7 protein-coding genes are annotated in these 15,643 nt (G+C 74.7%); 6 read left to right on the top strand and 1 reads right to left on the bottom strand.

Features of this window, described 5'->3' with window-relative positions; all coding sequences use genetic code 11:
- The first annotated feature begins 64 nt into the window (after nt 1-64).
- Entirely contained in the window at nt 65-796 is a 732-nt protein-coding gene (locus tag ACH4J0_RS25735; RefSeq protein WP_396242932.1) for an MBL fold metallo-hydrolase, read from the top strand.
- Between the two features lie 46 nt (nt 797-842).
- Here ACH4J0_RS25735 and ACH4J0_RS25730 read toward each other — a convergent pair whose 3' ends face one another.
- A complete protein-coding gene (locus ACH4J0_RS25730) occupies nt 843-1,826 on the bottom strand; it encodes a LuxR C-terminal-related transcriptional regulator (protein WP_396242931.1) in 984 nt (327 codons plus the stop codon).
- A 338-nt stretch (nt 1,827-2,164) separates the two neighbouring features.
- On the opposite strand from ACH4J0_RS25730, the gene ACH4J0_RS25725 reads away from it, so the two are divergent.
- The 5 genes from ACH4J0_RS25725 to ACH4J0_RS25705 all read left to right on the top strand — a co-directional run.
- Nucleotides 2,165-3,445 carry an IS256 family transposase gene (locus ACH4J0_RS25725; RefSeq protein WP_396242930.1) on the top strand — a complete coding sequence of 427 codons (1,281 nt, stop codon included), beginning with the start codon at nt 2,165-2,167 and terminating at the stop codon, nt 3,443-3,445.
- Nucleotides 3,446-3,725: 280 nt separating this feature from the next.
- Nucleotides 3,726-3,884: a hypothetical protein gene (locus ACH4J0_RS25720; protein ID WP_396242929.1), complete on the top strand. Its 159-nt coding sequence runs from the start codon at nt 3,726-3,728 to the stop codon at nt 3,882-3,884.
- Nucleotides 3,885-3,992: 108 nt separating this feature from the next.
- Nucleotides 3,993-4,205 (top strand): MbtH family protein, encoded by a 213-nt coding sequence (locus tag ACH4J0_RS25715; protein ID WP_396242928.1) that lies wholly within the window; start codon nt 3,993-3,995, stop codon nt 4,203-4,205.
- 143 nt (nt 4,206-4,348) lie between these two features.
- Nucleotides 4,349-14,095 carry an amino acid adenylation domain-containing protein gene (locus ACH4J0_RS25710; protein ID WP_396242927.1) on the top strand — a complete coding sequence of 3,249 codons (9,747 nt, stop codon included), beginning with the start codon at nt 4,349-4,351 and terminating at the stop codon, nt 14,093-14,095.
- A gap of 78 nt (nt 14,096-14,173) precedes the next feature.
- The coding region (locus ACH4J0_RS25705; RefSeq protein ID WP_396242926.1) for a condensation domain-containing protein at nt 14,174-15,643 on the top strand (1,470 nt) is incomplete at its 3' end.

The following is a 15,643-nucleotide window of genomic DNA, read 5'->3' as shown; positions in this document are numbered from 1 at the left end:
CGACCGTCCCCCGGGAACGCGAACGCTTTTCCACCGGACGTGCGATCCGTGGGAGCATCCTGTGGTGCGCGGACTGACAGTCCTGGGAACGTGCGGGGCCTGGCCGGAGGCCGGGCGGGCCGCGAGCGGATTCCTGCTGGAGTACGACGGGTTCCGACTGGTGCTGGACCTCGGCTACGGGACGCTCCCCCGGCTTCTGGAGCACTGCGGCGCCGGGGAGCTGGACGCCGTGGTGATCACCCACGAGCACCCCGACCACTGCGCCGACCTGAGCGCGCTGTGCCGCGCCCGCTACTTCGCCGAGCCGCGGGGCGCCCGGCTGCCGCTGTACTGCACCCCCGGGGTGGTCGACCGGGTCCAGGCGATGGAGCCGTCCGAGGAGCTGGGCGAGGTCTTCGAGGTGCACCGGCTCCCCTCGGACGGCTGCCAGGTCGGGCCGCTGCGACTGGAGTCCGCGCTGCTGCCGCACCATGTCCCGCACGCGGGCGTCCGGTTGACCGCCCCGGGACTGGCCGTCGCCTACAGCGGCGACGCGGGGCCGGGCGAGCCGCTGGCCGAACTCGCGGCGGACTGCGACCTGTTCATCGCCGGGGTCACCCTGCGCGGCACCGACCGCGACCCGCTTCTGCTGAGCGCCTTCGAGGCCGGGGCCTGGGCCGCCCGCGCCCGGGCCCGCCGTCTGCTGCTCACCCACTTCTGGCCCGGCGCCGACCGCAGCGGGTCGGTCTCCGAGGCCGGGAGCGGGTTCGCGGGCGAGGTCGTCGCGGCCGAGGAGGGGATGGTGCTCCCCTGCTGAGGCTTGGCTGCCCGGGTCCTTCCCGACGGTCCCTCCTGGCGCGGCGTCAGAGTTCGTCGAGCGGGTCGTCCAGCACGCCCTGGCGCGCGATGATGTAGCCGAGGTGGCCGCGGCTGCGGCTGCCGAGGAGTTCGCTGGCCTTCTGGATGTGGCTGGAGACGGTGCGGGTGCTCATGCCGAGGCGGGAGGCGATGGCCTCGTCGGTGAAGCCGTTGACCATCAGCCGCAGCACGTTGCGGCGGGTGCGGTCGGTGAGCAGCTGGGGGCGGTGGTGGCCCTCCAGGTAGGTGACGGGCTCGGCGCGCTCCCACATCAGCTCGTAGATCTTGAGCAGGTACTCGACCAGCGGCGGGAACTGGATGAGCACCGCGGCGGCCTCGCGCTTGGCGCCGGCCGGGATGAAGGCGGTGGAGCGGTCGCAGATGATGACCCGGTCGAAGACCTCGTTGAGCGTCCGCACCTGGGCGCCGCGGGCGGTGACCTGCTCGATGTAGGCGAGCGTCGGTCCGTGCGAGCGCACCGTGTGCTGGTAGAGGGTGCGTTGGCGCACTCCGCGTTCGGCGAGGGCGAGGTCGCGCGGGAGGGCGTCGGCGAGCTGGTCGGCGCCGCGGCCGCCGCCGGGCTGGGCGGTGCGCAGTTCCTCGGTGCAGGCGGCGACGGCCTTCTCCAGCGCGGGATTGATCTCCTCGCCGGCCAGCAGGCGGATCGGGAGCTGGGCCTGTCTCATCACGTCCCGGTAGGCCTGCTCCGCGGCGGTGAAGGCGGTGCGCAGTTCGGCGAGCTGCTCCTGGTGGGCCAGGACGGCGAGTTCGAGCGGCCGGGTGAGTCCGGTGGCCGCGAGGTCGGGCGGGACGGGGGCGAGCCGCTGCCCGGCGCCGGGCAGGGTCCGCAACAGGCCCATGCTCAGAAGGCATTCGGGGGCCTGCCCGGCGGCGCCGCCCTCGGCGAGGGCGGTCCGGTAGTACTCGATGCCCCGGTCACAGAGTTGGGGCGTCCCCTTTTCCGTGCAGGTGTCCTGGAATACGCACATCTGGGCATCCTTCCGGCTTCGGCATTGCGCTTTCACGAATGCCCGCACCGGCAACAGCCAGGCACCCGAAGGGGCAGGATGGTGCTTGCCTGCCGTTCGGACGCATCCCCCCCGGGCCACGACAGCCGCGAGTGTACGCCCTGAAGGAGCGGAAATCAGCGGGTCACGGCGAAACCGGGCATGCCCGGCAACGGCGTCCGACGGTGGTGACGGCGAGGACGACCGTACCCGGTACTGGTGACGGGCGGATGGCCGCCGCATTGCACGTGTCGGCCCGTCAGGGGCGGCCGGAGCGAACGGCCGGTGGACTGGCCGGCCGACGGACGGAGGGCGATCCCTTGTTGCGAGCTGATCCCGACCCGCGGCCCGCACCCGTGGACCCGGCCGAACTGGTGGACCAGCGGCTGGTGCGGCAGCTCGCGGAGGCCGCCGCGGCGCAGGTCGGCTCCGGTGCGGTGCAGTTGTTGGGCGACGGCGGGCTGTTGCAGTCGCTCGCCAAGCAGTTGATCGAACGAGCCCTGGAGCTCGAACTCCAGGAGCACCTGCGCGGCGCCGGCGGCAACGGCTCCACCGGTGCCAACGGCCGTACGGGCACCGGCCGTCCCGGCGGGCCCAACGGCCCCAACGGTGCCAGGGCCAGACGACTGCTCACCGAGATCGGTCCGGTGGAGGTGCGGGTGCCGCGCGACCGGGACGGCAGCTTCGCCCCCCGTACGGTGCGGTCCCGAGCCCGCCGGCTGCCCGGCCTCGACCGGCTGGTGGTCTCGCTCACCGCGCGCGGGCTCAGCTCGGGCGAGCTGGTGGCGCACCTGGCCGAGGTGTACGGCGTGGAGCTCAGCCGGGAGACCGTCTCGGTGATCACCGACCAGGTGCTCGACGAGCTCGCCGACCGGCGCGGGCGCCCGCTGGACCCGGTCTACCCGGTGGTCTTCCTCGACTCGGTGCGCAGCGGCCGATCGGGCGGACCGCTGGTGCACCTGGCGCTCGGGATCTCCGCCGACGGTGTGCGCGAGGTGCTGGGCCTGTGGCCCGCCGCGGACGGTGAGCACTGGCCGGAGGTGCTGGCCGGGCTGGCCGAGCGCGGGGTGCGCGAGGTCTGGGTGCTGGTCGGTGACGCCGGCGCGGGGCTGGCCGAGGCGGCGGCCGCGCGGTGGCCGCGCACGGTGGTGCACACCTCGGTGCCCCACCTGCTGCACGCCGCGCTGCGGCACGCGCCGGGCGAGGACTGGAGCGGGCTGGCCCGGACGCTGCGCGAGATCTGTACGGCGCCCACCGAGGCCGCGGCACTGGAGCGGCTGGGCCGGGCCGAGCGGGAGTGGGGGCCGGGTCACCGGGAGGTGTTCCGGGTGTGGCGGGCGGCCTGGCCGCTGCTGGTGCCCGGCTTCGGGTTCGGTCCCGAGGCGCGGCGGCTGCTCGCGGGCGGGGGCGCGCTGGAGCGGCTGCACGCCCGGTTGCGCAGGATCGAGCAGGCCGCCGGGCGGGTGCGGGACGAGCGGGCGGCGCTCAAGCGGGTCTACCTGGCGACGCTGGCCCTGGAGTCGCCGGCCGGGGCCGCCCGGCCGGGGGCCGGGGACTGGCCGGCCGTCCGTGAGGAGCTGCGGCGGGGGTCCCGGCACTGACCGGGAGGTCCCGGCACTGACCGGGGGTTTCCCTCACTGACCGGGGGTTCCCGGCGCTGAGCCGGGCCTCCGCGTGCCTCGTCTCCCACCACTGATCTGACAGAGCCAGGTGCTCTTTGCATCAGATCTGCCCGATTTTGACACAGTCTGTTCACGCTTCCGGTTCCCGCATTGCGTGATCCCGATAACGGCCAGAGCTTCCACGCCAGTTTGGGCCTCGGCAGGATTCATTCACAGCGACGAGCGCACACACCGCCCGCCTCAGGAAGAGGAATTCGCCATGACGAATCTTGCCGCTCGCATTCACAAGATGCTCGGGATTCTCGCCGTACTGCTGGTCGCCGTCCTCGGCTTCCAGAGCCACACCGGACCGTACCAGTCCGCTGTTGCCGCCGGGCCCTCGGTCATGCACGGGGACGACTCCGGCTGGGGCCCGTGAAAGCACTCGGCACGAAACCGGTGAACCGGAAGTCGACGTAGTCCGTTCACCTCGCTCCGGCGCAATTCCCCCCTCCTCGTAATTCTCCGAACAGAGAGGAAACCGACGATGGCGAACCCGTTCGAGGACCCCGAGGCCGAGTACCTCGTCCTGGTCAACGACGAGGGCCAGCACTCGCTGTGGCCGGTCTTCAGCCCGGTGCCCGACGGCTGGCAGCGAGTCTTCGGCGCCACCGGGCGCCAGGAGTGCGTCGACTACGTCGAGCAGCACTGGCAGGACCTGCGCCCGAAGAGTTTGGTCGCCCACCTGTCCGCCGACTGACCGCGGGGCCGCCCCGGCGCCGCCGCGGCGCCGGCCCGTCCGCACCGAACCATCCCACCGCACGCTCCGCCGGCCGCCCGGACACCCCGGGCCGACCGGGCCGACCGCCCCGCGGGTCAAGCCGCGACGAGGGAGAGACGCACATGTCCGGGGACCAGCAGACGCACAGAGCCGATCCGCGGCCCACATCGGCCGAGGTGCTGTGTCGACTGTTCGCGGAGGTGCTCGGGCGGGAGTCGGTCGACCCCGCGGCGGGCTTCTTCGAGCTGGGCGGAGACCGGCCCGCCGCCGTGCGGCTGCTGGCCCGGGTACGCGCCGAGTTCGGCTTCCGCGTGCCGCTGCCGCTCCTGCTGGACGCCTCCACCCCCTCCGCGCTGGCCACCCGGCTGGCCGACCGGGCCCCGGCCCGCCCCGACCCGCGCCCCACCCTCAGCGCGCTGGTCGACGCCCAGGTGGCCCGCACCCCGCGGGCCCCCGCGCTGTACACGGACGACGCCACCCTCACGTACGCCGAGCTGGACGCCCGCGCCAACCGGCTGGCCCGGGTGCTCGCCGACCGCGGCCTGGGCACCGAGGACGTCGTGGCGCTCGCCCTGCCGAAGTCCCCCGAGGCGGTCGCGGCGATCCTCGCCGTGGCCAAGACCGGCGCCGCCTGGCTGCCCGCCGACCCGGCCTACCCCGCCGAGCGGCTGCGCCACGTGCTCACCGACTCCCGCGCCGCCCTGGTGCTCACCACCGCCGCGACCGCCGAGCGGCTGCCCGACACCGGCGCGCCCCGGCTGCTGCTCGACTCCCCCGAGCACCTCGCCGCGCTCGCCGACCGGCCCGGCACCCCGTTCACCGCCGCCGAGCGGGTCCGGCCGCTGAGCGCCGGGAACACCGCGTACGTCATCTACACCTCCGGCTCCACCGGCGTGCCCAAGGGCGTGGCCGTCACCCACACCGGGCTGCCCAGCATGATCGGCACCCAGGTCGCCGCCACCGGGGTCGGCCCCGGCAGCCGGGTGCTCCAGGCCGCCTCGCTCAGCTTCGACGTCTCCGTCTCCGACCTGGCGGTGGCACTGACCACCGGCGCCGCGCTCGTCCTCCCCCGCGAGCAGAGCGAGCTGGTCGGCGACGCGCTGGCCGCCCTGATCGACCGCCACGGCGTCACCCACGCCGACGTCGCCACCGCGATGGCCGCCACCCTGCCGGACGCCCCGCTGCCCACGCTGCGCACGCTGATCGGCGGCGGCGAGGCCATCCCGCGCGAGCTGGCCGCCCGGCTCGGCCGCGACCGGCTGATGCTCAACAGCTACGGGCCCACCGAGACCACCGTCATCGTCACCATGAGCGAGCCGCTCACCGGCGCCGAGCAGCCCCCCATCGGCCGCCCCTGCCAGGACGTACGGATCCACGTGCTGGACGAGCGGCTGCGCCCGGTCGAGCCCGGCACCGTCGGCGAACTGTACGTCTCCGGCCCGCACCTGGCCCGCGGCTACCTGGGCCGCCCCGCATTGACCGCCGACCGCTTCGTGGCCTGTCCGTTCGGCGGGCCCGGCGAGCGGATGTACCGCACCGGCGACCTCGGCAGCTACCGGCCGGACGGCCAGCTGGACTTCCTCGGCCGGGCCGACGACCAGGTGAAGATCCGCGGCTTCCGGGTGGAGCTCGGCGAGATCGAGCAGACCCTGTCCGCCCACCCCCGGGTGCGCCAGGCCGTGGTACTGGTGCGCGAGGACCGCCCGGGCGAGCGCCGGCTGGTCGGCTACACCGTCGGCGCCGCCGACCCGGCCGAGCTGCGCGCCCACTGCGCCGAGCGGCTGCCCGACCACATGGTGCCCACCGTCGTGGTGCTCGACCGGCTGCCGCTGACGCCCAACGGCAAGGTGGACAGGCGCGCCCTGCCGGCGCCGGTGTTCGGCGCGGGCGAGGAGGGCGGCCGGGCGCCCGCCGGGGAGCTGGAGCACACCCTCGCCCGGCTCTTCGCCGAGGTGCTGGGGATCCCCCGGGTCGGTGCCACCGAGTCCTTCTTCGAGCTCGGCGGCGACTCCATCGTGGCCATCCAGTTGGTCTCCCGGGCCCGGCACGCCGGGCTGCGGCTCACCCCCCGCTCGGTCTTCGACGCCCCCAGCGTCGAGGCGCTGGCCCGGATCGCCCGCCCGCTGGAGGGGCCGGTCGCTGTCGAGCCCGCCGGGGCCGGCCTCGGCGAGGTGCCCCCGACGCCCATCGTGCACTGGCTGTCCGAGCAGCGCGGCGCCGTGGAGAGCTTCCACCAGTCCACCGTGCTCACCCTCCCCACCGGAACGGCGCACGCCGAGCTGGTCACCGCCCTCCAGACGCTGCTCGACCACCACGACGCCTTCCGGGCCCGCACCTCCCCGCTCGCCGAGCGCCCCTGGGCGCTGCACGTCCCCGCCCCCGGCGCCGTCCCCGCCGAGTCCGTGCTGCGCACCGCCGCCGGCCCGGCCACCGGGGAGGCGCTGCGCGCCGCGACCGAGGCCGCCCGCGACCGCCTCTCCCCCGAGGACGGCCGGATGCTCCAGGCCGTCCGCTTCGACGCCGGCCCGGAACTGCCCTCCCGGCTGCTGCTGGTGATCCACCACCTGGTGGTGGACGGCGTCACCTGGCGCATCGTCGAGGAGGACCTGCTCGCCGCGCTCGCCGCCGTCCGCGAGGGCCGCGAACCGGCGCTGCCGCCGGTGCCCACCTCCTTGCGCCGCTGGGCCCAGCGACTCACCGCCGAGGCCCGCACCGACCGCCGCGCCGCCGAACTCCCGCTCTGGCAGGCCGCCATGTCCACGCCGGACCCGCTGCTCGGCGCGCGGCCCCTCGACCCCGCCCAGGACACCTACGCCACCGAGGGCACCCTGCGCCTCGTCCTGCCCGCCGGGACCACCCGGGCACTGCTCACCCGCGTCACCGCCGCCTACCACGCCCAGGTCAACGACGTCCTGCTCACCGCGCTGGCGCTCGCCCTCGGCCACTGGCGCGGCGACGCCCCGGCCGTGCCGGACGGCGCGGTGCTGCTCGGCCTGGAGGGCCACGGCCGCGAGGAGATCGTCGACGGCGTCGACCTGCACCGCACCGCCGGCTGGTTCACCTCCCTCTACCCCGTGCGACTCGCCCCGGGGGAGCTGTCCTGGTCCGACGTCACCGCCGCCGGGCCCGAACTCGGGCGCGCCCTCGGCCGGGTGAAGGAGCAGCTGCGCGCCGTCCCGGACAACGGCATCGGCTACGGGCTGCTGCGCCACCTCAACCCGGCCACCGCCGAGCTGCTCGCCGGGTACGCCGAACCGCAGGTCGAGTTCAACTACCTGGGCCGCTTCCAGCCCGGGGGCGTCACCGCCGAGGACGTCCTCGCCGGGACCGAGGCGATGTCCGAGGGCGCCGCCCCGGGCCTGGCGCTCGGCCGGGTCCTGGGCCTGGACGCCACCACCGTCGACACCCCGCAGGGCCCGCTGCTGGTCGCCCAGTGGTCCTGGGCCGGGGAACTGCTCGACGAGGAGCGGGTCCGCGCACTCGCCGAGGCCTGGTTCACGGCGCTGGGCGCCCTCGCGAAGCACGCCGAACGGCCGGACGCCGGCGGGCACACCCCCTCCGACTTCCCGCTGGTCGCCCTCGGCCAGGAGGAGCTGGACCGGCTCGCCGAACACCACGCTCCCGCCGCCCTGGTGGACGTCTGGCCCACCTCCCCGCTCCAGCAGGGCATGGCCTTCCACGCCGCGTACGACAGCGACGGCGCCGACGTCTACACCTCCGTCTGCACCTTCGACCTGACCGGGCCCGTCGACGCCGACCGGCTGCGCGCCGCCGCCGAGGCACTGCTGCTGCGCCAGCCCAACCTCAGGGCCGGCTTCCACCAGCGCCCCGACGGCCCACCCGTCCAGGTCGTGCCGGACCGCGTCGAACTGCCCTTCACCGTCCTCGACCTGACCTCCCACCCCGACCCGGCGGCCGAGGCCGACCGGATCGCCGCCGCCGAGTACGGCCGCCGCTTCGACCTCTCCCGGCCCCCGCTGCTGCGCTACACCCTGCTCACCCTGGCCCCAGGCCGGCACCGGCTGATCGCCGCCGCCCACCACATCCTGCTGGACGGCTGGTCCACCCCGCTGTTCGCCGAGGAACTGTGGGCCCTGTACTTCCGGCAGCCGCTGCCTCCGGCCGCTCCCTACCGCGAGTACCTGCGCTGGATCACCCGGCGCGACGGCGCCGCCGCCCGCACCGCCTGGGCCGGGGCCCTCGCCGGAGTAAACGAGCCCACCCTGCTCGTACCGGGCCGCACCACCGCCGCCCCGCAGCTGCCGCTGCGCCTGCACACCGGCCTCACCCCCGAGGCCACCGAGGCCCTGGGCCGCACCGCGCGCCGCTACGGCGTCACCCTCAACACCCTCGTCCAGGCCGCCTGGGGCGTCCTGCTGGCCCGGCTCACCGGGCGGGAGGACGTGCTCTTCGGCACCACCGTCTCCGGCCGGCCGCACGACCTGCCGGGCGTGGAGCGGATGATGGGCCTGCTGATCAACACCGTGCCGGTGCGGGTCACCCTCGACCCGGCCGAGAGCTGGGGCCAGCTGCTTCTGCGCCTGCAGCACGAACAGTCCGCGCTGCTGGACCACCAGCACCTGAGCCTCACCGAGATCCAGCAACTCGCCGGGCTGGGGAGCCTGTTCGACACCGTCACGGTCTACGGCAACTACCCGGACCCGTCCGCCCTGGACGACGCCGACCCGAGCGGCGCCACCCGCGTCACCCTGGTCGAGGACATCGACAGCGCCCACTACCCGTTGCTGCTCGCCCTCACCCCCGGCGACGGCCTCCAGCTGCGCCTGGACCACCAGCCGGACGCCTTCACGCCTGCCGAGGCGCGCGCGCTGCTGGACCGCTTCCTCGCCCTGCTCGACCGGATCGTCGCCGACCCGAGCGAACTCGTCGCCACGGTCGACGTGTTGACCGGCGCCGAGCGGGAGCGGCTGCTGTCGGGCTGGCACGGTCCCGTCACCGAGCTGCCGCCGGGGGCGGTGAGCGAGCTGTTCGAGGCCCAGGCCGCGGCGACGCCCGAGGCGGTCGCGCTGGTCCGCGGCGGCGAGGAGCTGACCTACCGCGAACTCAACGCCCGCGCCAACGGCCTGGCGCGGCGGCTGGTCGAGACAGGCGTCACCACCGAGACGCCGGTGGCGGTGCTGCTGGAGCGCTCGCCCGCCCTGGTGATCACCCTGCTGGCCGTCCTCAAGGCCGGCGGCAGCTACGTCCCGCTGGACGACGCCCAGCCGGAGGAGCGCCTGCGGGCCGTCCTCGCCGACGCGGGCGCCACCATCGCCGTCACCGACCGCGACCACCCCGCCCTCGCCGGGCTGACCACCCTCGCGGTCGGCGACGAGACCGCCGCCGACAATCTCGAACTGCCGCTGGATTCAGCACAGTTGGCGTACGTGATGCACACCTCGGGCTCGACCGGCAGGCCCAAGGGCATCGGCGTCACCCATCGCTCCGTCGTCGACCTCGCCCTGGGAGGCACGTTCGCGGGCGGCGGCCACGCCGTCGTCCCGGTCCACGCACCCACCGCCTTCGACGCCTCCACCTACGAGCTCTGGGCGCCGCTGCTCTCCGGCGGCCGGCTCGTCATCGCCCCCGCCGGACGCCTCGGCGTCGCCGAACTCGCCACCACCATCAGCCGGGGCGGGGTGACCGCCGCCTGGATGACGGTCGGCCTCTTCAACGTCCTGGCCGCCGAGGCCCCGCAGACCTTCGCCGGACTGCGCGAGGTGTGGACGGGCGGGGACATCGCCTCGCCCGCCGCCATGCGCCGGGTGCTGGAGAGCTGCCCCGGCCTGAAGCTGGTGAACGTCTACGGGCCGACGGAGACCACCACCTTCGCCACCCACCACTCCATGGCCGACCCGGCCGAGGTGCCGGGTGTCGTCCCGATCGGCCGCCCGCTGGCCAACACCCGGGCCTACGTGCTGGACGCCGGGCTGCGCCCGGTGCCGGTGGGCGTTCCCGGTGAGCTGTACCTCGCCGGGAACGGCCTCGCCCGGGGCTACGTCGGCCGGCCGTCCCTGACCGCCGAGCGCTTCGTCGCCTGCCCCTACGGCGAGCCCGGCGCCCGGATGTACCGCACCGGCGACCTCGTCCGCTGGACCACCACGGGCGAACTGGAGTTCCTCGGCCGAACGGACGACCAGGTCAAGATCCGCGGCTTCCGCATCGAACTCGCCGAGGTGGAGTCCGCCTTCGCCGCCCACCCGGCCGTCCGCCAGGTCTTCGCGACGGTCCGGCAGGACCAGCCGGGCGACAAACGCCTCGTCGTCTACGCCACCGGCGACGCCGCCCCCGAGGAACTTCGCGCCTTCGCCACCGACCGCCTGCCCGGCTACATGCTGCCAGCCGCCGTCGTCGTCCTCGACACCCTGCCCGTCACCCCCAACGGCAAGGTCGACCGCCGCGCCCTCCCCGCCCCCGAGTACACCGGCGCGTCGGAAGGCCGCGCCGCGCGCACCGGTACCGAGCGGGAGCTGTGCCGACTCTTCGGCGACGTCCTCGGGCTGGCAGCGGTGAGCATCGACGACAACTTCTTCGACCTCGGCGGGCACTCGCTCCTCGCCACCAAGCTGGTCAGCCGCATCCGTACCGCCCTCGGCGCGGAGCTGCCGATCCGCACCCTCTTCGACCACCCCACCGTGGCCGCCCTGGCCGCCGCCCTGCCCGGCTCCGGACCGGCCCGCCCGGCCCTGCGGCCCGCCGACCGACCCGCCCTCGTCCCGCTCTCGCCCGCCCAGCAACGACTCTGGTTCATCGAGCAGTTCGAGGGGCCGAGCGCGCTCTACAACACGCCCGTCGCGGTCCGGCTGACCGGCGTGGTCGACACCGCAGCCCTGGCCGAGGCCCTCAGGGACGTGGTGACCCGGCACGAGGTGCTGCGCACCCTCGTCCGGACCACCGACGGTCAGCCGCACCAGCTGGTCACCGAGGCGCCCCGACGCGCCCTGCGGGCCGTGCCGGTGGCCACCGAGGACGAGCTGCGCACCGCGCTGGCCGCGGCCGGCGGTCGGGTCTTCGACCTCGCGACCGAACTGCCCGTCCGCTGCACGCTGTTCTCGCTCCCGCACGACGAGCACGTGCTGCTGGTGCTGATGCACCACATCGCCAGCGACGGCTGGTCCGTCGCCCCGCTCTTCCGCGACCTCGCCGCCGCGTACCGGGCCCGCAGCACCGGCACCACCCCGTCCTGGCGGCCGCTGCCGGTGCAGTACGCCGACTACGCCCTCTGGCAGCGCGAACTGCTCGGCACCCAGGAACAGCCCACCGCGCTGCTGACCGAGCAACTCGCTTACTGGCAGCAGGCCCTGGCCGACGCCCCGGAGGAGCTGGCGCTGCCCTACGACCGCCCGCGCCCCGCGAAGCCGAGTCACCGCGGCGGGCTGTCGGAGGCCGTCATCGACGCCGAACTCCATTCGCTGCTGAGCGAGTTGGCGACCGCACAGAACGCCAGCCTGTTCATGGTCCTCCAGGCCGCCGTCGCCACCCTCTACACCCGCCTCGGCGCCGGCACCGACCTGCCGCTCGGCACCCCCGTCGCCGGACGCACCGACGAAGCCCTGGACGACCTGGTCGGCTTCTTCGTCAACACCCTGCTGCTGCGCACCGACACCTCCGGCAACCCCGGCTTCCGCGAGTTGCTGGACCGCGTCCGCCGCACCGACCTGGATGCCTTCGACCACCAGGACATCCCCTTCGAGCGCCTCGTCGAGCAGCTCAACCCGACCCGCACCCCGGCCCGCCACCCGCTGTTCCAGACCCTGGTGGCCCTGGAGAGCCGCGTCGAGGTGCCCGCCGCCTTCGGCGAACTGACCTGTGCGGAGCACCCCTTCGAACTGGACGTGGCCAAGTTCGACCTGTCCTTCCGCTTCACCGAGCAGGGCCCCCAGGCGGGCCTGACGGTGGCGATCGAGTACGCGGCCGACCTGTTCGACGCCGCCACCGCCACCGCCCTCGCCGAGCGGCTGCTGCGGGTGCTGCGCGCCGTCGCGACCGACCCCGACGCGCCGATCGGCGGCATCGACGTCCTCGCCCCGGCCGAGCGCGAGCAGCTGCTCACCGGCTGGAACGACACCGCCGTGCCCGTCCCGGACGCCACCCTGCCGGAGCTGTTCGAGGCCCGGGCCGCCGCCGCCCCCGACGCCGTTGCCGTGGTCTCCGGCGCCGCGCACCTGAGCTACGCCGAACTGGACTCCCGGGCCGAGCACCTGGCGGCCCACCTGGCCGGGGCCGGGGTCGGCGCCGACACCCCGGTGGTCCTGCTGATGGACCGCTCCGCCGAGCTGGTGACGGCGGTCCTCGCGATCACCAAGGCCGGTGGCACCTACGTCCCGCTGGACGACCGGCACCCGGCCGAGCGGCTGCGGCAGATCACCGCCGAGACCGGGGCGGCGCTCGTCCTGGTCGACCCCGCGCACCAGGACCATCCGCTGGCCGCCGACGCCCCCTGCCCCGTCCTGCCACTCGCCGAAGGCTGGTTCGACGGCCCACGCCGGCGGCGCGCCCACCGCGCCGTGCCCCACCCCGAACAGCTCGCCTACGTGATGTTCACCTCCGGCTCCACCGGCAAGCCCAAGGGCATCGCCATCACCCACCGGGACGTCGTGCAGCTCGCCACCGACCCCTGCTGGCGGCACCCCGACGGGCTGCGGGTCCTCTTCCACGCCCCGCACGCCTTCGACGCCTCGACGTACGAGCTGTGGGCGCCGCTGCTCTCCGGCGGCCAGGTGGTCGTCGCGCCGCGGGGCGACCTGGACGCCACCGCCATCCGCGGGCTGGTCCGGGCCCACCGGCTCACCCACGTGCACGTCACCGCAGGGTTGTTCCGCGTGATCGCGGAGGAGGAGCCGGGCGTCTTCGACGGCGTGCGCGAGGTGCTGACGGGCGGGGACGTGGTCTCCGCGGCCGCCGTGCGCCGGGTGCTGGCCGCCGTCCCGGGGATCGGGGTGCGGGTGCTCTACGGCCCGACCGAGATCACTCTCTGCGCGACCCAACTGCCTCTCTCCTCGGCCGAGTCGGTGCCGGACGTGGTGCCGATCGGCCGGCCCATGGCCAACACCCGGACGTACGTCCTCGACGACACCCTCCAGCCCGTCCCCGTGGGCGTCCCCGGCGAGCTGTACATCGCCGGCGCCGGTCTCGCCCGGGGCTACGTCGGCCGCCCGGACCTCACCGCCGAGCGCTTCGTCGCCTGCCCCTACGGCGAGCCCGGCGCCCGGATGTACCGCACCGGCGACACCGTCCGCTGGAACGCCGACGGCATCCTGGAGTTCCTCGGCCGCGCCGACGACCAGGTCAAGATCCGCGGCTTCCGCATCGAACTCGCCGAGGTCGAGGCCGCGTTCACCGCCCACCCCGGTGTCCGCCAGGCCCTCGCCCTGGTCCGCGAGGACCAGCCCGGCGACAAGCGCCTCGTCGCCTACGTCACCGGCGACGCCACGCCCGGCGAACTGCGCACCTTCGTCACCGACCGCCTGCCCGCCTACATGCTCCCCGGCGCCGTCGTCACCCTCGACACCCTGCCGGTGACCGGGAACGGCAAGGTCGACCGCCGCGCCCTCCCCGCCCCCGACCACACCGGCACCCCGGAAGGCCGGGCACCCAGGACGCCCCGGGAACGGAGCCTGTGCGACTTGTTCGCCCAGGTGCTCGGACTGGCCTCGGTCAGCATCGACGACGGCTTCTTCGACCTCGGCGGGCACTCCCTGCTCGCCACCAAGCTGGTCAGCCGCATCCGCTCGACCCTCGGCGTCGAGATGTCGATCCGCACCCTCTTCGACCACCCCACGGTCGGCGAGCTCTCCACCGCGCTGCCCGCGGCCCGCAAGGCCCGGCCCGCCCTCAGGCCGATGCGCCGGCCCGGCAGCCCGTCGTAGGTCACGCGCGCCACCGGCCGTCCCCGGTGGCCCGACCGCCACGTCCCCACTCAGCACGTCACCCGCCGGAGGCAGACCTTGATCCCGTTGTCGTTCGCGCAGCAGCGGCTGTGGTTCATCGAACAGCTCGAAGGCCCGAGCGCGCTCTACAACACGCCGTTCGCCGTCCGGCTGACCGGCGAGATCGACGCCGCCGTCCTCTCCCTCGCACTGCGGGACGTGCTCGCCCGGCACGAGGTGCTGCGCACCACCTTCCCGGCCACCGACGGCCGGCCACAGCAGTCGATCGCCGAGCCGGACGGCCCCGCCGTCGCGTCCGCCGAGGTGGCCGCGGTGGCGGTGGCCGACGAGGCCGAGCTGACCGCGGAGGTGGACCGGGCGGTGCGGCACGTCTTCGACCTGGCGTCCGAACTGCCCATCCGCTGCGCGTTGTTCTCCCTGTCGGCCGACGAGCACGTGCTGCTGGTGCTGATGCACCACATCGCCAGCGACGGCTGGTCCGTCCCGCCGCTCTTCCGCGACCTGGACGCCGCCTACCGGGCCCGCCGCGCCGGCGCCGAGCCGCTGTGGGAGCCGCTGCCCGTCCAGTACGCCGACTACACCCTCTGGCAGCACGAGATGCTCGGCACCGAGGACGATCCGGAGAGCGTGCTCGCCACCCAACTCGCCCACTGGAAGGGCGCGCTGGCCGACGCACCCGAGGAGCTGGACCTCCCCTACGACCGGCCGCGCCCGAGCATGCCCAGCCACCGCGGCGGTGCCGCCGACCTCGCGCTGGACGCCGAACTGTACGCGTCCCTGGCCGAGTTGGCGGCCGAGGAGCGGGCCAGTCTGTTCATGGTGCTGCAGGCCGCCGTCGCCGCGCTGTACACCCGGCTCGGGGCGGGCACCGACCTCCCGCTGGGCACCGCCGTGGCCGGACGCACCGACGAGGCCCTCGACGACCTCGTCGGCTTCTTCGTCAACACCCTCGTCCTGCGCACCGACACCTCCGGCGATCCGAGCTTCCGCCGGCTGCTGGAGCGCGTCCGACGGCTCGACCTGGACGCCTTCGACCACCAGGACGTCCCCTTCGAGCGCCTGGTCGAACAGCTCAACCCGGCCCGCACCCCGGCCCGGCACCCGCTGTTCCAGACCATGGTGACGCTGGACAGCGACGAGGACCTCCCTTCGGACTTCGCCGGGCTCACCTGCCGGGAGCACGTCCTCGACCAGCGCCTGGCCAAGTTCGACCTGTCCTTCGCCTTCGTCGAGCAGCACGACGCCGACGGCGTCGCCAACGGCCTGAGCGGAGCCGTGGAGTACGCGGCCGACCTGTTCGACCACGCCACCGCCGCCACCCTGGGCGAGCGCCTGGTCCGGGTGCTCCGGGCGGCCGCCGCCGAACCCGACGCGCCGCTCAGCACGATCGGGATCCTCGGCCCGGCGGAGCGGGAGCAGTTGCTGTCGGGCTGGATCGGTCCCGTCACCGAGCTGCCGCCGGGGACGGTGCCCGAGCTGTTCGAGGCCCAGGCCGCGGCGACGCCCGAGGCGGTCGCGCTGGTCCGC

The sequence above is a fragment of the Kitasatospora sp. NPDC017646 genome (genome assembly GCF_044329365.1).
Lineage (GTDB): Bacteria > Actinomycetota > Actinomycetes > Streptomycetales > Streptomycetaceae > Kitasatospora.
Note: the sequence above shows the minus strand (reverse complement) of the source record. Positions and strands in the feature narration are given on the sequence as shown.

Coding starts and splice junctions, on each gene's coding strand:
- ACH4J0_RS25730 (WP_396242931.1), bottom strand. CDS start 1,826: ATGTGCGTATTCCAGGACACCTGCACGGAAAAGGGGACGCCCCAACTC.
- ACH4J0_RS25715 (WP_396242928.1), top strand. CDS start 3,993: ATGGCGAACCCGTTCGAGGACCCCGAGGCCGAGTACCTCGTCCTGGTC.
- ACH4J0_RS25720 (WP_396242929.1), top strand. CDS start 3,726: ATGACGAATCTTGCCGCTCGCATTCACAAGATGCTCGGGATTCTCGCC.
- ACH4J0_RS25710 (WP_396242927.1), top strand. CDS start 4,349: ATGTCCGGGGACCAGCAGACGCACAGAGCCGATCCGCGGCCCACATCG.